The organism is Actinokineospora bangkokensis, from assembly GCF_001940455.1.
In the GTDB taxonomy this organism is placed as follows: domain Bacteria; phylum Actinomycetota; class Actinomycetes; order Mycobacteriales; family Pseudonocardiaceae; genus Actinokineospora; species Actinokineospora bangkokensis.
This window is the reverse complement of sequence record NZ_MKQR01000028.1, coordinates 59,546-81,714: the sequence shown is the minus strand read 5'-3', so window position 1 is coordinate 81,714 and position 22,169 is coordinate 59,546. Positions and strand designations below refer to the sequence as shown.

Sequence of the window (22,169 nt, the reverse complement as noted above, 5' to 3'; positions counted from 1 at the left end):
ACGCGGGAAAGCCGTCGTGATCGGTTCAGCCACGCAGCGCGGGCACGTGTGCGCACTCCGGAGCCTGTTGCGACCATCGGGTGAATTCCGGGCCGGGTGCCGCCGCGGGGCCGCCCGCGGCCGTGCCCGCGGTGATCCGGGGCACCACGTCGGCGAGGGCGGACAGCGTCGCCGCCGGGCTCGGGTCACCCGACAGCGTGGTCATCGTCGCCCGGAGGGGGTCGCGCAGCCCCCGGTACCCGCGCTCGACGGAGTCCAGCACCGCGTCACCGCCGGGCACCGGTGAGCCGCGCAGCTGCCCGGCGGCGTCGACGACCTGGTCGAGCCCGGCCGTGACGGTCCCCAGGTAGGCGGTGAGGGCGGCGCGCAGGGCGGCCGGGTCGGCGGGGTCGGCCGTCGGCGGGCGGGTGGCGAGGACGGCGTCGGCGGTGCCGACCGCGGCGCACAGCCTGCCCGCCCAGGCGACCTTCTCGCCGTCGCCGGGCGCGCCCGTGCAGGCCGCGGTGAGCGCGCCCACCGCGGTCACCAGCGCGGCGGCCCGCAGCACGTCAGCCCGCAGCACGTCAGGAGGTGGGGGTGGCGCCCGCGCCGCCGCCGATGGCCGCGCAGCTCGGCGTCGACCGCAGGGCCTGGGCCAGGTCGGCGTCGCCGTTGAGCCCCTCCAGCGGGCTCTGCTTCGTGCCGACGGCCTGGAGCTGCTGGGCGACCTTGAGGAAGCCCTGCTGGAACGCGGCGGGGTCGGTGGTGCTGGTGGCGTCGAGCTCGGTCCTGGCCTGGCCGATGGTCGTGGTGATCTCGTCGATGCGGGTGCCGAAGTCGGCCAGCAGCTTGTCGCCGTTGGCCACCGGCGGGGCGCCCGCGTCGGCGAAGGCCGCCTTGATGGTGCGCATGGCGCCGTCGAGCTTGCCCAGGAACTCCCCCATCGCCGCCTTGGCCGCGGCCGGGTCGCCCGGGTCGATGTTCGGCTGCTTGGCCAGCTCGGTGAACTCGTCGGCCACCCCGGAGCACACCTTCTCCGCCCACGCGTCGACAGGGCTGGCGGCCGCGGTGGTGCTCGCCGCGCCCCCGTCACCCTGGCTGGTCGAGCCGCACCCGGCGAGGGCGAGGGCGGCGGCCGCGGCGACGACCAGGCGACGGGTCACGGGGACTCCTCCGGTGCGGCCGGGGGCGGTCCCCGGGCGGACCCGGGAATGCTCGCACGCCGCACGGCCCGCGGCCGGGGGCGGACCCCCGACCGGGCGACAGCGGGTCACCCCGTCGACGACCTGCCCGGGACGGCCGACGGGGCCGGTCCCACCTGCTCAGGACCGGCCCCGTCGGCGCGGCGTCACGGCCGCGGCGCGCTCACGCCCCGGCACCCGCCGCCGCGGGCTCCTCCGCGATCGCCGTGCCGCGCCGCTTGGAGACCACGACCGCCACGACGATCAGCACCACCGCCACCAGCGCGATGCCCACCCGCAGCCCGGTGGAGGCGTCCGCGCCCACCGAGAAGGTGACGATCGCGGGCGCGATGAGCACCGAGACCAGGTTCATCACCTTGATCAGCGGGTTGATCGCCGGGCCCGCGGTGTCCTTGAACGGGTCGCCCACGGTGTCGCCGATGACCGTGGCGGCGTGCGCGTCGGAGCCCTTGCCGCCGTGGTTGCCGTCCTCGACCAGCTTCTTCGCGTTGTCCCAGGCGCCACCGGAGTTGGCCAGGAACACCGCCATCAGCGTGCCGGTCGCGATCGCGCCGCCGAGGTAGCCCGCCAGCGGGCCGATGCCCAGGCCGAACCCGACCGCGATCGGGGCCAGCACCGCCAGCAGGCCCGGTGTGGCCAGCTCGCGCAGCGAGTCGCGGGTGCAGATGTCGACCACCCGGCCGTACTCGGGCTTGCCGGTGCCCTCCATGATCCCGGGGATCTCCCGGAACTGGCGGCGCACCTCGAACACGATCGCCCCCGCCGCCCTGGTCACCGCGTTGATGGCCAGGCCGGAGAACATGAACACCACCGCGGCGCCGATGGCCACGCCGACGAGGACGTTCGGGCTGGTGATCGTGTAGGTGAACGCCGAGCCCGCGTCGGTGAAGCTCGCCCCCACCGACGCGAAGGCCTTGGCGATGGCGTCCTGGTAGGACCCGAACAGCGCCGTCGCGGCCAGCACGGCGGTGGCGATCGCGATGCCCTTGGTGATGGCCTTGGTGGTGTTGCCCACCGCGTCGAGCTCGGTGAGGATCTGCGCGCCCTCGCCGTCGACGTCGCCGGACATCTCCGCGATGCCCTGGGCGTTGTCCGACACCGGGCCGAAGGTGTCCATCGCGACGATCACGCCGACGGTGGTCAGCAGGCCGCAGCCCGCCAGCGCCACCGCGAACAGCGCCACCACGATCGAGCCGGACAGCAGGAACGCGCCGTAGACGGCGGCGCCGATGACGAGCGCGGTGTAGACGGCGGACTCGAAGCCGACCGAGATGCCGGACAGCACGACCGTCGCCGCGCCCGTCAGCGACGTGCGGCCCACCTCCTGCACCGGCTTGTGCTCGGTGCCGGTGTAGTAGCCGGTGAGCCAGAGGATGACGCCCGCCAGCACGATGCCGATGATCACCGCGACGGCCGCGATCACCGCCGGGCTGCCCGCGGTCGCGGTCTGCTCGCCGTCGGTGCCCGCGAAGGAGCTGGGCAGGAACAGGAACGCCGCCGCGGTGCACAGCACGGCCGAGACGACCGCGGAGATGTAGAAGGAGCGGTTGATCGCGGTGAGGCCGCTCTCGCCGGGGCGCGCCTTGGTGATGTAGACGCCCAGCATCGCGGTGATCACGCCGAGGGCGGGCACGATCAGCGGGAACAGCAGGCCGGTGCTGCCGAACGCGGTGGAGCCCAGGATCAGCGCCGCGACCAGGGTGACCGCGTAGGACTCGAACAGGTCGGCGGCCATGCCCGCGCAGTCGCCGACGTTGTCGCCCACGTTGTCGGCGATGGTGGCGGCGTTGCGCGGGTCGTCCTCGGGGATGTTCTGCTCGACCTTGCCGACCAGGTCGGCGCCCACGTCCGCGGCCTTGGTGAAGATGCCGCCGCCGACGCGCATGAACATGGCGATGAGCGCGGCGCCGAAGCCGAAGCCCTCCAGCACCTTCGGGGCGTCGCCGGTGTAGACGAGCACCACCACCGCGGCGCCGAGCAGGCCCAGGCCGACGGTGGCCATGCCGACCACGCCGCCGGTGCGGAAGGCGATCCTGGTGGCCTTCTCCCGCCCGCCCGCCTCGGTCGCCGCGGCGGCGACGCGCAGGTTGGACTGGGTCGCCAGCCACATGCCCAGGTAGCCGATGGCGAACGAGAAGACGGCGCCGACCAGGAAAAACAGCGACCGGCCTATCCGCTCCCCCCAGCTGTCCGACGGCAGCAGGAACAACAGCAGGAACACGATCGTGCCGAAGACCAGCAGCGTGTTGCGCTGCCGCTTGAGGTACGCCGCCGCGCCCTCCTGGACCGCCTTGGCGATGCCCTGCATCGTGGTGGTGCCCTGGCCCGCGGCCAGCACCTCCTTGAGCAGGACGTATCCCACGGCGAGCGCGGCGAGGGCGACCACGGCGACCACGACGACCACGCCGCGGTCACCACCGGTCAGCGTCAGATCTGCCGCGAGGAACTGCCCGGACATCCGGCCTCCTGAGGATCTGCCTGATGGGTTCAGCGCCGGCTGGCCGCCTCTACCACACGACGTCCCACCGACCCCTTCTTGACGTGGGCGCCACCACAATCAGTGGGCCACCGCCGGAGTCTATTGGTAAAGCGGATCACTGACGCGACTTGTTGACCACCGTGCACCCTGCGTCATGTGACGCAGTCGTAGTGTGATCGAAATCTCATGATCACACGGCGTGCCGCGGCCGACGGGCCGGTCGCGGGAACACCTGTGCGAAAATCGGCGGGTGCGCATCGAGCAGGCAGACCTGGCGGTGGGCGCGGAACCCGACCGCGGGGTGCGCCTGCTGCGCCGCGTCCTCGCGGGCGTGCCGACCGGCGAGGACCCGCTGACCCACGTCGCCGAGCTGCCCGAGCGGGCCGCCGCCGCGGTGGACTGGCCGGCGTGGGCCGACGAGCGGGTGGTGGCCGCCTTCCGCGGGTGCGGGGTGGACCGCCCCTGGTCGCACCAGGTCGAGGCCGCGTCGCACGCGCACGCGGGCCGCAGCGTCGTGCTGGCCACCGGCACCGCCTCCGGCAAGTCCCTGGCCTACCAGCTCCCGGTGCTGACCGCGCTGGCCGCCGACCCGAAGGCGACCGCGCTGTACCTCTCCCCCACCAAGGCCCTCGGCGCCGACCAGCTGCGCGCCCTGCGCGGCCTGGGCGTCGACGACGTGCGCCCGGCGGCCTTCGACGGCGACACCCCGCTGGTCGAGCGGGACTGGGTGCGCGCGCACTCGCGGTGGGTCTTCACCAACCCGGACATGCTGCACCGCGGCGTGCTGCCCGCGCACGAGCGCTGGGCCATGTTCTTCCGCAGGCTGCGCTACGTCGTGGTGGACGAGTGCCACTCCTACCGGGGCGTGTTCGGCTCGCACGTGGCGCTGCTGCTGCGGCGGCTGCGCCGGGTCTGCCGCCGCTACGGGTCCGACCCGGTCTTCGTCCTCGCCTCGGCCACCGTGTCCGACCCGGCCACCTCCGCCTCCCGGCTGTCCGGGGTGGACTGCGTGGCGGTCACCGAGGACGGCTCACCGCGCGGCGCCCGCACGGTGGCGCTGTGGGAGCCGCCGCTGCTGGACGCCGTCACCGGCGAGAACGGCGCCCCGGTGCGCCGCTCGGCGGGCGCCGAGGCCGCCAGGATCCTGGCCGACATGGTCATCGAGGGCGCCCGCACGCTGGCCTTCGTCCGCTCCCGGCTGGGCGCCGAGCTCACCGCCCTGGGCGCCAAGCGGATCCTCGCCGACGTCGCCGCCGACCTGCCCGACCGGGTCGCGGCCTACCGCGCGGGCTTCCTGCCCGAGGAGCGCCGCGAGCTGGAGCACGCCCTGGCCGACGGCCGCCTGCTCGGCGTCGCCTCCACCAACGCCCTGGAGCTGGGGGTGGACATCGCGGGCCTGGACGCGGTGGTGGTGGCGGGCTTCCCCGGCACGCTCGCCTCGTTCTGGCAGCAGGCGGGCCGCGCGGGCCGGGCCGGGGACGGCTCCCTGGTCGTGTTCGTCGCCAGGGACGACCCGCTGGACACCTACCTCGTCCACCACCCGAAGGCCGTGCTGGACAAGCCGGTCGAGGCCACCGTCACCGACCCGGGCAACCCGTACGTGCTGGCCCCGCAGCTGGTGTGCGCCGCCGCCGAGCTGCCGCTCACCCCGGACTGCCTGCCCGACTTCGGCGGCGCGGCGGCCGAGCGGGTCCTCGCCGACCTGACCGCCGAGGGCACCCTGCGCAGGCGCCCCAACGGCTGGTACTGGACCCAGCGCGACCGCCCGCACGGCGCCGTCGACATCCGCGGCACCGGCGGCGACCAGATCGCCGTGGTGGAGACCGACTCCGGCCGAATGCTCGGCACCGTCAACCCCGGCAGCGCCTGCGCCACCGTCCACCCCGGCGCGGTCTACCTGCACCAGGGCCACTCCTACGTCGTCGACGACCTCGACCTCGACGCGGGCCTGGCGATGGTGCACGCGGAAACCCCCGACTGGAGCACCTCCCCCCGCGAGCTCGTCGACATCACCATCCTCCACACCCAGTCCGCGGTGGAGCACCAGGCGCCCGGCGGCGGCACCGTCACCGTGTGCCTCGGCGACGTCGCGGTGACCTCCCAGGTGGTCGCCTACCTCCGCAAGCTCCCCACCGGCGAGGTCCTGGACCAGATCCCCCTCGACCTCCCCGAGAACACCCTCACCACCAAGGCCGTCTGGTACACCGTCAGCGAGGACCTCCTGGTGGGCAAGGGCCCCCACCGCGCGGGCCTCAAGCGCTCCCAACTCCCCGGCGCCCTCCACGCCGCCGAACACGCCGCCATCGGCCTCCTCCCCCTCTTCGCCACCTGCGACCGCTGGGACATCGGCGGCGTCTCCACCGCCCTGCACCCCGACACCGGCCACCCCACCGTCTTCGTCCACGACGCCCACCCCGGCGGCGCGGGCTTCGCCGACCGGGGCCACGCCGCCCTCCGCCCCTGGCTGCACGCCACCCGCCACGCCATCGCCGCCTGCGACTGCCGAGAGGGCTGCCCCTCCTGCGTCCAAAGCCCCAAGTGCGGCAACGGCAACGACCCCCTCGACAAACACGCCGCCATCGCCGTCCTCACCACAGTCCTAGCCACCCTCCCCTCCTAACCCCCACGTACCAAGCCCCCCATGCCCCGTGGCGAAGCCCATCCCTAAAGCCGTTGTTCGGCCAGCGCCTCCGCCAGCCCGCAAACCATGGTGCCCAGCCCCACCACCAGGCTCGGCAACCCCGCCGAAGCTCAGCTGAGCAAGAAGTCACGGCGTTGCCTAAACCCCGGCCTGACCCAGTCCCGGCCGCTTGTAGCTCGGTGGAGGCGGTGTCAAGGGTGGGCGAAGCCCATCGCGAAGCGACGCCGAAGGCGCCCTTGACTCCGCCTCCACCGAGTTACACACTCGCGGCCCCGAGGACAGGCCCCCACGCAAGCGGCCCCCACAACGCACGCCCCAGAAAACACGCCCCCACACACCCGGAGAAACGCAGCAGCGCCGGGGGGCGCCGCGATTTCGCGGCGCTCAACCCCGGCGCGCTGCCTGCCCACCGAGCCCGCGGCGATCGGCCTGCCACCGCAGCGCTGCCCAGGACCTTCCGTCGGCTGAGGGACTACCCGTGGCCGGACACCGGGGAGGCGGTCGGTGTCTCGTGCGCTGGCATCCCGGGGCGGGTTTCGCCGACTGCGGCTGGCGGAGCCGCTGGTCCCGGACCGGGCGCGGTGCGGGAGGCGTCGCCTCCAGCGGGTGCTCGGTCGGCTGCCGGTCCGGGGCCGTCCCCGCGAAGGGCGGGAGCGGGTTCGGCCACCTGGACTGGCGGGGGTGGTCAGCGCGGTTCGTGGCGGACGAGCCGCGACCGACCACTGTGGTCTGTCGTGTTCAGTTGTCGTTGTCGTGCACCGCGGACCGGGTCAGTCCGCGGCGACCAGCTCGGTGACGAGGCTGTCGAAGGTCGGCAGCCCGAGCGCGGTCAGCAGCGCGTCCTGCACCGTGCGGGAGTCGGGGATGCGCCACCCGCACACCTCCGGCTTGACCCGCCAGTGCACGACGCCGTGCGCCGCCGGGCTGGGCGGCAGGGTGATCCACTCGCCCGCGCCGTGCAGGACGGCGCCCGCGGCGGCGAGGTCGGTGCCGAGCGCGCCGCCGGAGGTGGTCAGGAACAGCCAGCGGCTGTCCGGGGTGCCGATGATCGGCACGGGGACGCCGACCGACCGCAGCACCCTGGCCGCCTCGCGCCCGAGGTCGACGTCCACCTCGATGGCGTCGAACCCGGCGCCGGTGGCCAGCAGCAGGCTGTGGGGCTGCCCGGTCCACCAGGTCGCGACGACCTCGGCGGCGGTGCCGACCCTGGCCTGCCAGTCCGCGTGCACCGGCACCGGACCGGAGGCCGCGTACCCGTCGCGCCCCGCCCACACCGACCCGGCCGGGTAGGTGCCGGGCAGCACCGGCCAGCCGCGGAACGCGAGGCCGATGGCCTCCGCCCGGAGCTCGACCTGGAAGGCCCTGCGCCAGCTGTCCGACCTGTCGCTGCTGATCATCTCGGGCGCTGCCTCCTCGGGTGGGCGGGACCGGGCCGGTCCCTCGACACCAGACTCAACGGCATCGGCGGCCCGGGCGGAACGCCCCTGTCGACCACTGGTCGTTCTGGAGAGGTGAGCGCCGGGTGCGGTGTCGGCCGGGGCTAAACCGGGCCGACCGGTCACCGCCGCCGCCCGCGTCACCCGGTCGAGCAGCGCCGAACCCGCCCGCTCCCCCCGCGCCGACCCCCGGCGCACCGCTGTCCACCTGCGACAACGGCGGCGGTCACGCCCTGCGAGCAGCCGAGCGCGGCGCGCGGTGACCAGTGTCGGTGATGCCGCTCACCGCCCGCCGACGACCGCTTGCCCCGCTTCGACCGGTCCCGCCCGCGCAGCCGCGCGTCCGCGACCGAAGCCGCCCAGCACCCCCGGGGCGCGCCCGAGCACGTCCACGGCGACCACGGCCCCCTCGACCCGGCACCCGGTCAGCTCCACGCCCATCCGACCGGCGACCCACCCGGCGGCGGAGCAAGCACCCCGTTCCCCCTCGACGGCCCGCACCGCCCCGGCGAGCGCGGCGAGGTCGGCGCTCGCCTCGGCGCGGTGCCGTTCGACGACGACCAACCCGAGCACGACACCGGCCCACGCGGCGGCGACCACCACGGCGATCAGCCCGACGGACCACACGGTCGCATACCCATCGTCCTCCTTTCCCCTTCCCGCACCGTCAGTCCTCTCTTGTACGGCTGCACTCCTCTCCTGCTCAGCGGCGCTCCTGTCCTGTGCACCATCACTGCCTCGCGTTCTTCTTCCGCACGGTGTCACCGCATCACCCCCCCCCGCTCCGACAACGCCGTGGTCGCTGCCAACCTGCGAGCGAGCGCGCAGAGAACGAAGTGGCCGACCGAGCGCCGCCGGGTGACAGCACCGGACTGCTCGCCCGCAAACCCAGTCGTGGTCATGGCACCACGACCTCCTCCGGCTCGGCGATGGCGTACGCGTCCGCGCTGAGCGTGACCCCGGGCAACAACCCCGCGGCCGCGGGGACGCGCACCGTCGCGGTGATCTCGTCGCCGCTGCGGGTGACGGTGACCTCCGCGCCGTCCGGGGCGATCGCGGCGGCCGCGGCCTGGCCGCGCTCGGGTTCCCCCCGCGCGGCCAGGCGAGCGGCCTCCCGGGCGGCGTCGACGCACCGCACCTGCTCGGTGACGGCGGCGATGCCCGTGAGGACCAAGGCGAGCACCATCACCACCGCCCCGAGCGCGATGGCCGCCTCGACGGTCACCGCCCCGCGATCACCCCTCATGTCCCGTCCCCGCGCACCGAGGCCCGGCCACGAGCACCGAGGGCACGCGCCGTCGCGGCTCACGTCGCGGAGTTGATGGCGCCGAGGATGAGGTCGTTGATCGCTTTGAGCACCTTCCCGTCCTCGATGACGTTGAGCAGCACCAGGGCGAAGGCCGCGGCGACCACCGTCCCGAGCGTGTACTCGACGGTCGTCATCCCGGGATCGCTGCGACCCGCGGGGCCGGGAGCCCGTTCCGGGTCCACCGCTGTCCCCTCGATCTCCTCCGCCACTGCGCCATCAGCCGCTGCCTCGTGCGCTGTTCCTGTCTCGTCCACGTCTGCTCTCCTTGGATTCCTGGTCGTGTGTCGGTGTTCGTCAGAAGTGCGCGGCCAACCGGGACACCACCCCGATGACCACCGGTGCGATCCCCAGGCAGAGGAACGCGGGCAGGAAGCACAGCCCCAGCGGCCCGGTCACCCGCACCGACGCCCGCTGCGCCTTCTCCTCCGCCAGGTCGGCCACCCGCTCCCGGGCGCCCGCGGCCAGGTCCCTGGCCACCCCGGCGAGCGCGGCACCGGAGCGGGCGCTGCGCCGGGCACCCCGGGCCAGCTCGGCGGTCTCCGGGCACTCCAGGGCACCCGCCCACGCCGTCGCCGGGTCGGCCCCCATGGCGAGCAGGTCGGCGGTGCCGCGCAGGACGGCCCCCGCCCGCTCCGGCAGGTCGTCGGCGACGACCCGGACCGCGGTGGGCACGGGCAGGCCGGCGACCAGGCAGGCCGCGAGCAGGTCCCACCCCGCGGCCACGCCGAGCTGGTCGACCGGCGGCGGGCGCGGGCGCAGCAGTCGCGTCGCGCCCCACCAGCCGCCCGCACCCGCCACGGCCGCGAGGAGAGCACCGCCGAAGGACCACCCCACCGCGGTCCCGGCCGCGCAGACCAGCCACGGCAGCGGGAGCCGGGTCTCCCGACGCGGGTCAGGACGGGGCCGCAACGCGGTGAGCCGGGCGGCGGCTGTCCTGGGTGGCCCGCTCGTCCAGACAGCCAGGGCGATCAGGGCGAGCGGCAGGGCTGCGCTCATGGCTTCCTCCTTGCGGTGGGCGGTCAGTGGAAGACCGCTTGGTTGGTGAGGCGGGACGTCCACGCCAGCCCGGCGGCGACGAGCCCGGTGCCGAGGACGAGGAAGACGTGGCCGAGCGGGGTGGTGAACACGTGCAGCGGATCGGCCCCCGCCGCTTGCCCGAGCAGGACGCCCACGACGGGGAGGCTCGCCAGTGCCGTGGCGCTGCTGCGCGGACCGGCCATGCGGGCCGACACCTGTCGCGCGAAGCGCGCCCGGTGGTCGAGGTCGAGGCGGACGGCGTGCAGGACGTCGGTGAGCGGCAGGCCGTGCCGCGCGGCGAGCGCCCACGCCCGCGCGACCCGCCGCGCCGCCGGGGCGAGGGTGGGTGGCAGGTCGGCGTCAGCGAGTGCGGCCTCGACGTCGGTGTTGAGGCGCAGCGCCGTCGCGGCGGCCCGCAAGGCCTTGGCGGGCAGCGCGTCGGCGTCGGCGGACACCCGCTCCGCCGCGGTCGCCGGGTGCGCGCCCGTGGCCAGCTCGGCGACGAGGGCGCGCACCGCTTCGGCGAAGCTCTCGATGCCCGCGAGGGTTTCGCGCGCTCCCCGCTGCGCTGCCCGCCTCCGGCGAACGGTGATCCCGATGATGACCGCGGAGATGGCGCCACCGAGCCCGAACGCGATCCACCCGACGACAGCGCACACGAGCGCGACGACACCAGTGCGAGGTGTGGGCACGACCAGTGCGCGCGCACCGGCGCCCCGCAAGGAACGCAGGCGCCGCGCCGCTCCAGCGCGGGGCCACAACAGCAGCGCGACCGCGCTGAGTGCCAGTGGCCACTGTGGACTGAGCGTGTTCACGTGCGCTCACATCCTTCCGCTGATGCGGGTGCTGCGAGCAGGGCCTCCAAGGCGCGGCGAGCCGGGTGCCAGGTTCCGTTCCGCCACACGGTCGTCGTCGTGGTCGTCGACGGCGTTCTGTCCAGCAGTGCGATCTCCACCAGCCGACGTGGCCCGGCGGGGTGCCGCTGCATGTGCAGGACCACCTGGATCGCCGCAGACAGCTGGCTGTGCAGGGCCGGTCGGGACAGCCCGCCCAGCGCCGCCAACGCCTCCAGCCGCGCGGGCACCTCGGCGGGCGAGTTGGCGTGCACGGTGCCCGCACCCCCGTCGTGGCCGGTGTTGAGCGCCATGAGCAGGTCGCACACCTCGGCGCCGCGCACCTCGCCCACGACGATCCGGTCGGGCCGCATGCGCAGCGCTTGGCGGACGAGGTCGCGCAGCGTCACCGCGCCCGCGCCCTCGACGTTGGGCGGCCGGGCGATGAGGCGGATGAACTGCGGGTGGTCCGGGTGCAGCTCCCCCGCGTCCTCCACGCACACCACGCGCTCGCCCGCGGGCACCTGCCCGAGCAGACCGGCGAGCAGCGTGGTCTTGCCCGAGCCGGTGCCGCCCGTGACCAGGAAGGCCAGCCGGGCGCGCACCACCGCGACCAGGACGCGGTGGACCTCAGCGTCGATGGTGCCGGACGCAGCCAGCGCGGCCAGGTCGTGCGTGGCGGGCCGCAGCACGCGCAGCGAGAGGCAGGTGCCCGCCGCCGCGACCGGCGCCAGCACCGCGTGCACGCGCACCCGGCCCCCGGTGGGCCCGTGCGGCAGCCACCCGTCGACGAACGGCTGGGCGTCGTCGAGGCGGCGGCCCGCGGCCATCGCCAGGCGCTGCGCCAGCGAGCGCACCGCGTCCTCGTCGGCGAAGCGGACCGCGCTGCGCCGCAACCCCTGCGCGCCGTCGACCCACACCTGGTCGGGCGCGGTGACCAGGACGTCGGTGACGGCGGGGTCGCGCAGCAGCGGTTCGAGCGGCCCGGCGCCGACGAACTCCTGCTCCAGCAGGGTCAGCGCGGCGAGGACGTCGTGGTCGCCCAGGACGCCCGCCGCCTCGGCGCGCACGGCCTCGGCCACCGCCGCGGCGGTGACGCCCGACTCGCGGCCCGCCAGCCGCCTGCGGACGCGGTCGACCAGGTCCGGCATGGTGCTCTCCTCCCGTGCGGGTGCCCGGTCTCAGACCCGGACGAGGAACGAGCGGGCGCGGGGCACCCGGCTGGTGGGCGGGGTCGCGAGGGTGCGCAGCACCGCCCGGGCGCCCTGGCCGAGCGAGCGGCGGACGCGGAACCTGCCCTCCTCCACCGAGCGGGCCACCGCCGGGTCGGTGCGGACGACGGCCAGCAGCGGGATGCCGACCGCCTCCGCGACGGCCTCCGGGCGCAGCGCGGCGGGCCCGGGGGCGCGCGCCACGAGCTGCGGCCGGGCGCCCCGGTCGTGCAGGTGCGCCACGACGCGGCGGGCGGCCGCGACGGCCCGCACCTCCGCGGGCACCACCACCACGACGAGGTCGGCGCGGTCGAGCGCGGCGTGCGCGGCGGCGTCGGGTGCGCGCGGCAGGTCGCACACGACCGTCTCCCCGCCCCGGCGCCCGGCCTCGACGACGGCGGCGACCGCCTCCGGTGCCGGGCCCTCGCCGTCGCGGGAACCCGACAGCAGGGTCAGCCGGGCACCCGCGCGGGTGGTGCCGGGCAGCGCGGAGTGCAGGCTGGCGATGGGCACCCGGCCCGAGCGCAGCCGCACGTCGGGCCACCGCAGGCCCGGTTGATCCTCGGCGGACAGCACCAGGTCGAGCCCGCCGCCGAGCGGGTCGCAGTCGACGAGCAGGGCGCCGCAGCCCAGCTCCAGCGCCGAGAGCCCGACCGCGGCGGCGAAGGTGGACGCGCCCGCGCCGCCCCGGCCGCCGACGACGGCGAGCACCCGGCCCGCCGCCCCGGCCGGGGTGTCGGCGGCGTCGGCGAAGGCGCCGGTGAGCCAGGTGCGCTCGGCGGGCAGCCGCGCCACGCGGGTGACCCCGAGCGCGACCGCCCACTCCCACACCGCCGCCGCGGGTGGGTCCGAACCGACGAGCACGACGGATTCCCGCCGCGGCAGGCCCGCCGCGTGGCACTCCTGCGCCACGGCGGCGTCGAGCACCACCAGCGGGGCGGCGGACCAGTGCGCCCGCAGCCCCTCCACGCCCCCGACCCGGTGCGCCTCCACCCCGGCGGCCGCCGCGGTGCGCAGCACCTCGGCCACCAGCTCGGTGTCGCGCACGCACACCACAGGTCGTTCCACGGCTTCCTCCTCGGGTCGTCGCGGACCCGGCGGACCCGCTGCGACCAGGATCGGAAGTCCGGCGGTGGCGCGGAAGGGACGCCGCGAACCTGTGGACAGCTCGGGGGCCTGTGGACAACCCAGCACCCCGAACGGCGCCACAGCGGGCTTTTGTCGTACCCCCGTGCCAGGCTGCGGGAGGGTTCCCGTGCACATGCGAGCACGATTCCCATGCACACAAGCGCATGGGACAAGCGCTGCGAGCAGGAGCGGGGGAACGGACGGGCTGCCCCGGGGGTGGGGACGCCGCGGGACACCGCGGCCCGGCGGCGGGTCCGGCCGGGTCGACCGGCCGGACCCGCTGCGGGAAAAGGGACGACCCCCGCCAGGGGGGAGGGGCGGGGGTCGTCAGAGGTTCAGCCCCGGGGGGTCGGACTGAACCGCCCCGGCTCGAAGGCCGGGCAGGGATACTGTATCCCCTCCGGGCGCCCGCTGGGCACTGAACGCGCGAGAACGCCGCTCGAACACGGGAACCCGCACCCGTACCCCCTACGCCCGTGCGTGCCACGGCGCTGCTGGGCGCGGGGCTCCTATGCTGACCGGGTGAGCACCCCGGGCGCTGAGGCGGGTCGCGGCGCGGCGGCCTGCCGGGCAGCCGCCTTCTTCGACCTCGACAAGACCGTGATCGCCGCGTCGAGCGCGCTCGCGTTCAGCAGGCCGTTCTTCCAGGGCGGCCTGATCAACCGGCGGGGCGTGCTGCGCAGCGCCTACGCGCAGCTGGTCTTCGCCGCCTCCGGTGCGGACGCCGAGCAGGTGGCGCGGATGCGGGCGCACCTGACCTCGCTGTGCACCGGCTGGGACGTGGCGCAGGTGCGCTCGATCGTCGAGGAGGCGCTGCACGACGTGGTCGACCCGCTGGTCTACGCCGAGGCCGCCGCGCTGGTCGCCGAGCACCGGGCCGACGGGCGCGACGTGGTGATCGTGTCGGCGTCGGGGGCCGAGATCGTGGCCCCGATCGCGCGGATGATCGGCGCGACGCACAGCGTGGGGACCGAGATGGTCGCGGTGGACGGCCGCTACACCGGCGAGATCGCCTTCTACTGCTACGGCCCGCAGAAGGCCGCCGCGGTGCGGGAACTGGCCGAGCGCAACGGCTACGACCTCGCCGCCAGCCACGCCTACTCCGACTCCAGCACGGACCTGCCGATGCTGGAGGCGGTGGGGCACCCGTCGGTGGTCAACCCCGACCGGGGCCTGCGCAAGGTGGCCGTCGAGCGGCAGTGGCCGGTGCTGACGTTCTCCAAGCCGGTGCCGCTGCGCGGGCGGTCCGGGACGGCCATCGGGATCGGGATCGGCGCGGTCGCGACCGTGGCCACCGCGGGCGCAGCCTGGTACGGGTTGCAGCGCAGGCGCAGGCGCTGACCCGGTTAGGTTGCCCCGCAAGGCAGAACCGGGTCCACGGCCGGTGGAGGGTACGCGCACGCGGAGTGCGCATCGACCCGTCGGGGGACCTTGACCGGTGCACCCGAACGAGCCCTTGAAGTGACCTGCGCCACTGGGTACAAAGGAGGGGCGGACATCGCGGAGGCCAGGGCCCCGGCGAAGAGGAGCCAGGCGCCACCCCGAAGCGATCTCCGTGCGCGGACACCGGAGCACCCACGCGCAGCACGCCGCGGGAGGCATGTCGTCCGGGGCCTGCGTACCGGGACGCCGGACGCCGAGGCCAGAGTTGTACGACACCGTTGCACGCTTGGTAGACCGAGCTGTCCGCGCGGACGGACCCCGGGCGCCCCCGCTCCCCGGAGCGGGGGCGCCCGATCCGTTCCGGCCCCCTCCCCGCCGCGGGCGGGTTGTCCACAACCGCCACGTCAACCCGTTGACACGCACCCGGTCCACGTGGGTAACTTGCCGCTGAACACTTGTTCTTGGTGAACAAGTTTCAGCTCACCCAGGAGGCCGTGGTGCCCGTTCACCGGTCCGTCCGCCGCGCGCTCACCGCCTCGGCGGCCACCCTCACCGCCGCCGCGCTCGCCGCGCCGACCAGTTCGGCCGCCGCGCCCGAGCCGCCCACCCAGGTCACCGACGCCGAGCAGACGGCGCAGGTGTCCTGGACCGAGGCCGTGCTGCGCAGGATGACCCTGGAGCAGAAGGTCGGGCAGCTGTTCGTCGCGACGGTCTGGGGCAAGTCCGCCGACGAGGTGAACGCGACCAACCGCGCGCACTACGGCGTCGACACCGCCGCCGAGGTGGTGCGCCGCTACCAGGTCGGCGGCGTCATCTACTTCAACAACAGCGGCACGGACAACGTCGACAACCCGCGCCAGCTCGCGGCGTTCTCCAACGGGTTGCAGCGCGCCGCGCTCACCTCGGCGCCGCACCTGCCGCTGGTGGTGAGCATCGACCAGGAGGGCGGCAACGTCACCCGGGTGGAGGCACCCGCCACCGAGTTCCCCAGCAGCATGGCCGTCGGCGCGGGCCGCAGCACCGCCGACGCGCGCACCCTGGCCGCGGTCAACGGCCACGAGCTGCGCGCGATGGGCATCAACCAGGACTTCGCCCCGGTGGCCGACGTCAACTCCAACCCGCAGAACCCGGTGATCGGCGCCCGCTCCTTCGGCGCCCGCCCGGACCTGGCCAGCGCGCTGGTGGGCGCTGAGGTCCGCGGCTACCAGGCCAGCGGCAAGCCGACGGAGACGGTGTCCTCGGCGGCCAAGCACTTCCCCGGCCACGGCGACGCGGCCACCGACAGCCACACCGGCCTGCCGGTGATCAACCGGACGGCCGAGCAGTGGCGCGCGGTGGACCTGCCGCCGTTCCGGGCCGCGGTCGACGCGGGCATCGACGTCATCATGACCGCGCACATCCAGTTCCCCAGCCTGGACCCCAGCGGGGTGCCCGCCACCCTGTCCAAGCCGATCATCACCGACCTGCTGCGCGGGGAGCTGGGCTACCGGGGCGTCGTGGTCACCGACTCGCTGGGCATGCAGGGCGTGCGGGAGATGTTCGGCGACGCCGAGATCCCGGTGCGCGCCCTGGAGGCCGGGGTGGACCAGCTGCTGATGCCGGTGGACCTGGGGCTGGCGCAGCGCTCGGTGCTCGACGCGGTGCGCAGCGGCAGGCTCACCGAGCAGCGCATCGACGAGTCGGTGCGCCGGGTCCTGGCGCTGAAGTGGAAGCGCGGCATCCTGGCCAAGCCGTTCGTCGACGAGCGCGCGGTGGACCGCCGGGTGGGCATCCCGACGAACAAGGCCGCCATCCAGCGGCTCACCGACAAGACGACGACGGTGCTGCGCAACGACGCGGGCCTGCTGCCCCTGCGCGCCAAGCCGCAGAAGGTGCTGGTGGCGGGCATCGGTGACACCGTCACCCCGGCGAACTCCCCCGCGAACCTGGCCGCCAGCATCGCCGCGCGCGGCGTGCAGGCGACCCCGCTGGCGACCGGTCTCAAGCCGAACGCCACCACCATCGCGGGCGCGGTCAGCGCGGCGCAGTCCCACGACGCCGTCGTGGTGCTGACGAACAACCTCGCGGGCAACCCCGACCAGCGCGCCCTGCTCACCGCGCTGCTCGGGACGGGCAAGCCGGTGATCGCGGTGGCGGCGCAGGTGCCCTACGACGCCGGGTTCGTCGACGCGCCGACCTGGGTGGCCACCTACTCCTGGCGCGCGGTGTCCCTGGAGTCGCTGACCAAAGTGCTCTTCGGCGAGGTGTCCCCGCGCGGCAAGCTGCCGGTGGACGTGCCGGACGGCGCGAACCCGTCGGTGGTGCGCTACGCCTTCGACCACGGCCTGACCTGGTAGCCCCCGGTGGACAGGCGACGTTTCCTCACCTCCACCGCGCTCGCCGCCCCGCTGCTCACCGCGGCCGCCGCCCCGGCGGCCGCCGAGCAGCCCGCGCGGCCGGGCACACCGCCCGCGGGCCGGGTCACCACCGGCGCTGACCTGCTGGCCGCCCAGCGCTGGCGGCCCCTGGCCGGTCGCAAGCTGGGCGTGGTGTCCAACCCCACCGGCGTGCTGGGCGACGGCACGCACGTGGTCGACTCCATGGTGGCCGCGGGGCTCCGGCCGCTGGCGGTGTTCGGCCCGGAGCACGGGTTCCGGGGCACGGCCCAGGCGGGCGGGTCCGAGGGCGACTACCTCGACCCGCGCACGCGGCTGCCCGTGTTCGACGCCTACGGCGCCACCACCGAGTCCCTGGCGGGCCAGTTCCGCAAGGCGGGCGTGGACACCGTGGTGTTCGACATCGCCGACATCGGCGCCCGCTTCTACACCTACATCTGGACCATGTACACGGCGATGGCGGCCGCGGCGGTGACCGGGGCCGGGTTCGTCGTGCTCGACCGGCCCAACCCGGTCGGCGGTGAGGCGTTCGGCCCCACCCTCGACCCCGCGTACGCCTCCGGGGTGGGCCGCAAGCCGATCGCGCAGCAGCACGGCATGACCGTCGGGGAGCTGGCCGGGCTGTTCGACGCGGAGTTCCTGCCCGCCGACACCGGGGGCGGGCGCCTGCCCCGGCTGGAGGTCGTGCGGGTCCGCGGGTGGCGGCGGGACCAGCTGTTCGCCGAGACGGGCCAGCAGTGGGTGCTGCCGAGCCCGAACGTGCCGACCGAGACCACCGCCCTGCTCTACCCCGGCACCTGCCTGTTCGAGGGCACGGTGCTCTCCGAGGGGCGCGGGACCACCCGGCCCTTCGAGATCATCGGCGCCCCGGGGATCGACTGGCGGTGGGCGGAGGCGCTCACCGCGCTCGGGCTGCCGGGCGTGCGGTTCCGCGAGCACTACTTCGTGCCGACGTTCGGCAAGTTCTCCGGCGAGGCCTGCGGCGGCGTGCAGGTGCACGTCACCGACCCGCGCCGGGTGGACGCGATCCGCACCGCCGTGGCCATGCTCGTCACCGCCCGGCAGGTGCACCCCGACGTGTTCGCCTGGCGGGCGGACGGCTACATCGACAAGCTCTCGGGCTCGGGCAGGCTGCGGCGCATGGTCGACGCGGGCGCGGGCGTGGACCAGGTCGTCGCGGCCTGGTCCGGGGAGCAGGCCGCGTTCCGCGACCTGCGCAGACGACACCTGCTCTACCGGTGAGGTGGCCATGGGGGGATGGAAGCCGGGCAAGCTGCTGTGCGCGCTGCTCGTCGTCGCGGCGAGCGCGAGCAGCGCGGTAGCGGTGGCCGAGCAGTCGCGGCCGGGTGGGCGCGCCGAGGGGCGCTTCGACCTGCCGCAGGCGGGGTTCGCGCCCGCGTCGACGGTGCTGCGGCCGGGGAGCCCGGAACAGGTCGGGCTGGACCCGGGGCCGATCCGGGAGGCGGACGCGGCGATCGCGGGGTGGACGCGGCCCTCACCCGCGCACCCGCTGTTCTCGGGTGCGGTCACCCTCCTGGTCCACCACGGTGTCGTGGTGGACCGGACAGCCACGGGCCAGGCGCTGCGCTACGCCGACGCCGCGGGCACCGAGCTGCCCGCGGACCAGCAGGTGCCGATGCGGCCGGACACGATCTTCGACGTGGCGTCGGTGAGCAAGCTGTTCACCTCGGTGGCCGTGCTCTGCCTGGTCGAGGACGGGAAGGTGGCGGTCGACCGGCCGGTCGCGGCCTACCTGCCGGAGTTCGGGGTCAACGGCAAGGCCGCGATCACCGTCCGGCAGCTGCTCACCCACACCTCGGGCCTGGAGCCGTTCATCCCGCTCTGGCGCGACTGGCCGGACCCGCCGTCGCGGATCAGGGCCGTGCTGGAGCGGGCGCCGGTGACCCCGCCCGGGTCCACCTACACCTACTCCGACCTCAACCTGATCACCCTCGGCGTGCTGGTCGAGCGGCTGAGCGGCCGGACCCTGGACCGGTTCGTCGCCGACCGGATCACCCGACCGCTCGGCCTGGTCGACACCGGGTACAACCCGCCGGCGGAGAAGCTGGGCCGGATCGCGGCGACGGAGTTCCAGACCGCCCCGCCGCGCGGGCTGGTGCGGGGGCAGGTGCACGACGAGAACGCGTGGTCGCTGGGCGGGGTCGCCGGGCACGCGGGCGTGTTCTCCACCGCCGCCGACCTGGCCGTCCTGGGGCAGATGGTGCTCAACGGCGGCAGCTACGGGGGCGTGCGCGTGCTCAGGCCCGAGACGGTCGCGACCATGCTCACCAACTACAACGCCGCCTTCCCCGGCGACGACCACGGCCTCGGCTTCGAGCTCGACCAGCGCTGGTACATGGGCGGGCTGTCCGGGCCGCGCACCGCCGGGCACACCGGCTTCACCGGGACGTCGCTGGTCATCGACCCGGCGTCGCGCTCGATCGCGGTCCTGCTGACAAACAGGGTTCACCCGACCAGGGAGTGGGGATCCGTGAACGTGGCACGCGAACGGCTGGCATCCGGTTTGTCACTCGCCATGGCCGTCCGCCCGCGGGTCGGGCCGGACGCCTGGTGGGCCCCGCCGGGCGACGCGACCACGGCGACCCTGACCACCCCTGCGCTGACCGCGAGGAGGCCGATGCGGGTGCGGTTCGACGCGTTCGTGGACACCGAGCAGACCGACGTGCTGGTGCTGGAGTCGAGCACCGACGGTCAGGTGTGGACGCCCGTCGCCGTGCGGGCGACCGGGCCCGGCGCGCCGGTGGGCCGAACGGAGCAGCTCGCGGGATCGGGGCACCGCAGTTGGTGGAGGGTTGACGGCGACGTCCCACCAGGTCGGGATGTCACCCTGCGTTGGCGATCCACCACGGATAGTCGTTACACCGGCCGGGGGATCGCCGTTGACGCCATAGTCGTAACCGACGGTGATCGGACGCTGCTCAACGGTGAGAAAGAACCCCACGTGTTGAGACCGCTCGGGTGGCGCCCGCGAACTCGATGAAGGTTGGACGCTAACAAACTGCACCCGACCAGCGATTCCGTGGGCAAGCCCCGCACAGGGGCGGCGGCGGTCGCACGACCGTCCGGGTGGCCCCCCGCCCGGTCGACGCGCACCACCACGTTCGACCCCTATACTGTTGGTAAGTTTCCGACCTGAGTGCGAGTGACATGACGACGACAGAACACAGCGAGTCCAGCCCGTTGGTCCGCATTCGCTCGCTCCTGCCCGGCTTGGCCAGAGCGGAGCAGCGGGTCGCCAAGGTCGTGCTGGACAGCCCGCACACCGTGGCCCGGCGCAGCATCACCGAGGTCGCCGAGGCGGCGGGCACCAGCGAGACCACCGTGACCCGGTTCTGCAAGGCCATCGGCGTCGGCGGCTACCCCGAGCTGCGCATCGCGCTCGCGGCCGACACCGCCCGCTCCGAGGCCCGCGTCGACCGCGACCTCGGCGGCGAGATCGCCCCGGACGACGACCTCAAGACCGTGGTCGGCAAGGTGACCTTCGCCGACGCCCGCGCGGTCGAGGAGACCGCCGAGCAGCTCGACGTCGCCGTGCTGACCGAGGTCATCGGCGCGGTGGCCACCGCGGGCCGGGTGGACGTCTACGGCGTGGGCGCCAGCGCGTTCGTCGCCGCCGACCTGCAGCAGAAGCTGCACCGCATCGGCCGGGTGAGCTTCGCCTGGAACGACACGCACATCATGCTGACCTCCGCGGCGGTGCTCAAGCAGGGCGACGTGGCGATCGCCATCTCGCACACCGGCGCCACCGCCGACACCGTCGAGGCGCTGCGGGTGGCCCGCGAGCACGGGGCCACCACCGTCGCGCTGACGAACTACCCGACCTCGCCGATCGCCGAGGTGGCCGACCACGTGCTGACCACCGCGGCCCGCGAGACCACGTTCCGCTCGGGCGCCACGGCCAGCCGCATCGCCCAGCTCACCGTCGTCGACTGCCTGTTCATCGGGGTCGCCCAGCACCACCTGGACACCTCGATCCAGGCGCTGGACTCCACCAGGGACGCCGTGGGCGCGCACCGGCTGGAGACCAGGCACGACGGGCGCCGCAAGCCGAGGGAGACCGGGAAGTGATCCAGGGTGCGCGGGTTCGCGCTGGGCAGAAGGGGGAGGCAACCATGACCGTGCCTCGGCAGGTGGTCCACGTCGAGTCCCCCACCGAGCGGCGCAACCCGCGCACCGCCGAGATCGACCGGATGTCCACCCTCGACATCCTGCGCACGATCAACACCGAGGACCACCTGGTGCCCGGGGCGGTCGCGGCGGCCCTGCCGCACCTGAGCCGCGCGGTCGACGCCGCCACCGAGGCGCTGCGCACCGGCCACCGCGTGCACTACGTCGGCGCGGGCACCTCCGGCAGGCTGGCCACCCTGGACGCCGCCGAGCTCAAGCCGACGTTCAACATCCCCGACGGCTGGTTCCAGGTGCACCACGCGGGCGGCTCCGGGGCGTTCGCCACCGCCGCCGAGGGCGCCGAGGACGACGACCGCGCGGGCGCGGCGGAGATGGTCCGCGACGCCCGCCCCGGCGACTTCGTGCTGGGCCTGGCCGCGTCCGGGCGCACCCCGTTCGTGCTGGGCGCGCTCGCCGCCGCCCGCGAGCTCGGCGCCACCACCGCCCTGGTGTCGAACAACCCCGACGCCGTGCGCCCCCCGGGCGTCGACGTCCACATCACCATCGACACCGGCCCGGAGGCCATCTCCGGCTCCACCAGGATGAAGGCGGGCACCGCCCAGAAGATCGTCCTCACCGCGTTCTCCACCGCCGTGATGATCAAGATGGGCCGCACCTACTCCAACCTGATGGTCAGCATGCGCGCCTCCAACGCCAAGCTGCGCGGCCGCACCCTGCGCATCCTGCGCGAGGCCACCGGCCTCGACCAGCAGGAGTGCTCCGCGGCCCTGATCGCCGCCCAGGGCGACCTCAAGGTGGCCATGGTCCACCTGCTCTCCGGGGTCCCCGTGGACGCCGCCACCAAGGCGCTGGCCGACACCAACGGCCACGTCCGCCAGGCCCTCGGCCTGCTCAACGCCACCGGCGCGGCGACGGCCTGACCGCCCACCGGGCCACGTCCCGCCGACGTGGCCCGGGCGGTGCCGTCCCTCGCCGGTGTGTCAGCCCCGGCGGACCGTCATGCGTGGCGAGAGCGCTTCAACTTGGC

At 74.7% G+C, this 22,169-nt stretch carries 18 protein-coding genes; 7 read left to right on the top strand and 11 right to left on the bottom strand.

Annotated elements, in window-relative coordinates; genetic code table 11:
• Nucleotides 1–25: 25 nt before the first annotated feature.
• The 3 genes from BJP25_RS34425 to BJP25_RS27495 form a co-directional block, all read right to left on the bottom strand.
• The gene (locus BJP25_RS34425; RefSeq protein WP_075977940.1) at nucleotides 26–562 is read right to left on the bottom strand and encodes a hypothetical protein; all 537 of its coding nucleotides are present in this window, start codon (nucleotides 560–562) and stop codon (nucleotides 26–28) included.
• 1 nt (nucleotide 563) lies between these two features.
• Entirely contained in the window at nucleotides 564–1,142 is a 579-nt protein-coding gene (locus BJP25_RS27500) for a hypothetical protein (RefSeq protein ID WP_075977939.1), read from the bottom strand.
• A gap of 202 nt (nucleotides 1,143–1,344) precedes the next feature.
• The gene (locus tag BJP25_RS27495; RefSeq protein ID WP_075977938.1) at nucleotides 1,345–3,639 is read right to left on the bottom strand and encodes a sodium-translocating pyrophosphatase; all 2,295 of its coding nucleotides are present in this window, start codon (nucleotides 3,637–3,639) and stop codon (nucleotides 1,345–1,347) included.
• Nucleotides 3,640–3,931: 292 nt separating this feature from the next.
• On the opposite strand from BJP25_RS27495, the gene BJP25_RS27490 reads away from it, so the two are divergent.
• Nucleotides 3,932–6,280: a DEAD/DEAH box helicase gene (locus BJP25_RS27490; protein WP_084794738.1), complete on the top strand. Its 2,349-nt coding sequence runs from the start codon at nucleotides 3,932–3,934 to the stop codon at nucleotides 6,278–6,280.
• Nucleotides 6,281–7,071: 791 nt separating this feature from the next.
• On the opposite strand, the gene BJP25_RS27485 is transcribed toward BJP25_RS27490, so the two are convergent.
• The 8 genes from BJP25_RS27485 to ssd form a co-directional block, all read right to left on the bottom strand.
• Nucleotides 7,072–7,698, bottom strand: coding sequence for a bifunctional DNA primase/polymerase (locus BJP25_RS27485; RefSeq protein WP_075977937.1), 627 nt, complete (start codon nucleotides 7,696–7,698; stop codon nucleotides 7,072–7,074).
• Nucleotides 7,699–8,019: 321 nt separating this feature from the next.
• Nucleotides 8,020–8,502 carry an Rv3654c family TadE-like protein gene (locus BJP25_RS27480; protein ID WP_084794613.1) on the bottom strand — a complete coding sequence of 161 codons (483 nt, stop codon included), beginning with the start codon at nucleotides 8,500–8,502 and terminating at the stop codon, nucleotides 8,020–8,022.
• Nucleotides 8,503–8,635: 133 nt separating this feature from the next.
• Nucleotides 8,636–8,983, bottom strand: a complete 348-nt coding sequence (locus BJP25_RS27475; protein WP_075977935.1) for a TadE family type IV pilus minor pilin — start codon at nucleotides 8,981–8,983, stop codon at nucleotides 8,636–8,638.
• A 59-nt stretch (nucleotides 8,984–9,042) separates the two neighbouring features.
• A complete protein-coding gene (locus BJP25_RS27470; protein WP_269844590.1) occupies nucleotides 9,043–9,228 on the bottom strand; it encodes a DUF4244 domain-containing protein in 186 nt (61 codons plus the stop codon).
• A 112-nt stretch (nucleotides 9,229–9,340) separates the two neighbouring features.
• Entirely contained in the window at nucleotides 9,341–10,042 is a 702-nt protein-coding gene (locus tag BJP25_RS27465; protein WP_075977934.1) for a type II secretion system F family protein, read from the bottom strand.
• A gap of 23 nt (nucleotides 10,043–10,065) precedes the next feature.
• Nucleotides 10,066–10,722 (bottom strand): type II secretion system F family protein, encoded by a 657-nt coding sequence (locus tag BJP25_RS27460; RefSeq protein ID WP_158075727.1) that lies wholly within the window; start codon nucleotides 10,720–10,722, stop codon nucleotides 10,066–10,068.
• A gap of 152 nt (nucleotides 10,723–10,874) precedes the next feature.
• The gene (locus tag BJP25_RS27455) at nucleotides 10,875–12,047 is read right to left on the bottom strand and encodes a TadA family conjugal transfer-associated ATPase (protein ID WP_075977932.1); all 1,173 of its coding nucleotides are present in this window, start codon (nucleotides 12,045–12,047) and stop codon (nucleotides 10,875–10,877) included.
• A gap of 30 nt (nucleotides 12,048–12,077) precedes the next feature.
• Entirely contained in the window at nucleotides 12,078–13,175 is a 1,098-nt protein-coding gene (gene ssd, locus BJP25_RS27450; RefSeq protein ID WP_075977931.1) for a septum site-determining protein Ssd, read from the bottom strand.
• A 582-nt stretch (nucleotides 13,176–13,757) separates the two neighbouring features.
• Here ssd and BJP25_RS27445 point away from each other — a divergent pair.
• The 6 genes from BJP25_RS27445 (at nucleotide 13,758) to BJP25_RS27420 (ending at nucleotide 22,062) form a co-directional block, all read left to right on the top strand.
• A complete protein-coding gene (locus BJP25_RS27445) occupies nucleotides 13,758–14,576 on the top strand; it encodes an HAD-IB family hydrolase (protein ID WP_075977930.1) in 819 nt (272 codons plus the stop codon).
• 506 nt (nucleotides 14,577–15,082) lie between these two features.
• Nucleotides 15,083–16,954 (top strand): glycoside hydrolase family 3 protein, encoded by a 1,872-nt coding sequence (locus BJP25_RS27440; protein ID WP_233158299.1) that lies wholly within the window; start codon nucleotides 15,083–15,085, stop codon nucleotides 16,952–16,954.
• A gap of 6 nt (nucleotides 16,955–16,960) precedes the next feature.
• On the top strand, nucleotides 16,961–18,235 hold the full coding sequence (locus BJP25_RS27435) for an exo-beta-N-acetylmuramidase NamZ family protein (RefSeq protein WP_075977928.1): 1,275 nt from the start codon (nucleotides 16,961–16,963) through the stop codon (nucleotides 18,233–18,235).
• A gap of 7 nt (nucleotides 18,236–18,242) precedes the next feature.
• On the top strand, nucleotides 18,243–19,994 hold the full coding sequence (locus tag BJP25_RS27430) for a serine hydrolase domain-containing protein (protein ID WP_075977927.1): 1,752 nt from the start codon (nucleotides 18,243–18,245) through the stop codon (nucleotides 19,992–19,994).
• A 167-nt stretch (nucleotides 19,995–20,161) separates the two neighbouring features.
• On the top strand, nucleotides 20,162–21,082 hold the full coding sequence (locus BJP25_RS27425; protein ID WP_075977926.1) for a MurR/RpiR family transcriptional regulator: 921 nt from the start codon (nucleotides 20,162–20,164) through the stop codon (nucleotides 21,080–21,082).
• A gap of 44 nt (nucleotides 21,083–21,126) precedes the next feature.
• Nucleotides 21,127–22,062, top strand: coding sequence for an N-acetylmuramic acid 6-phosphate etherase (locus BJP25_RS27420; protein WP_075977925.1), 936 nt, complete (start codon nucleotides 21,127–21,129; stop codon nucleotides 22,060–22,062).
• Nucleotides 22,063–22,169: the final 107 nt, after the last annotated feature.

Bases quoted from the DNA above. Each gene is read 5' to 3' on its own strand.
- BJP25_RS27495 (WP_075977938.1), bottom strand. From the start codon at position 3,639: ATGTCCGGGCAGTTCCTCGCGGCAGATCTGACGCTGACCGGTGGTGAC.
- BJP25_RS27485 (WP_075977937.1), bottom strand. From the start codon at position 7,698: ATGATCAGCAGCGACAGGTCGGACAGCTGGCGCAGGGCCTTCCAGGTC.
- BJP25_RS27475 (WP_075977935.1), bottom strand. From the start codon at position 8,983: ATGAGGGGTGATCGCGGGGCGGTGACCGTCGAGGCGGCCATCGCGCTC.
- BJP25_RS27465 (WP_075977934.1), bottom strand. From the start codon at position 10,042: ATGAGCGCAGCCCTGCCGCTCGCCCTGATCGCCCTGGCTGTCTGGACG.
- BJP25_RS27455 (WP_075977932.1), bottom strand. From the start codon at position 12,047: ATGCCGGACCTGGTCGACCGCGTCCGCAGGCGGCTGGCGGGCCGCGAG.
- BJP25_RS27430 (WP_075977927.1), top strand. From the start codon at position 18,243: ATGGGGGGATGGAAGCCGGGCAAGCTGCTGTGCGCGCTGCTCGTCGTC.
- BJP25_RS27425 (WP_075977926.1), top strand. From the start codon at position 20,162: ATGACGACGACAGAACACAGCGAGTCCAGCCCGTTGGTCCGCATTCGC.
- BJP25_RS27420 (WP_075977925.1), top strand. From the start codon at position 21,127: ATGACCGTGCCTCGGCAGGTGGTCCACGTCGAGTCCCCCACCGAGCGG.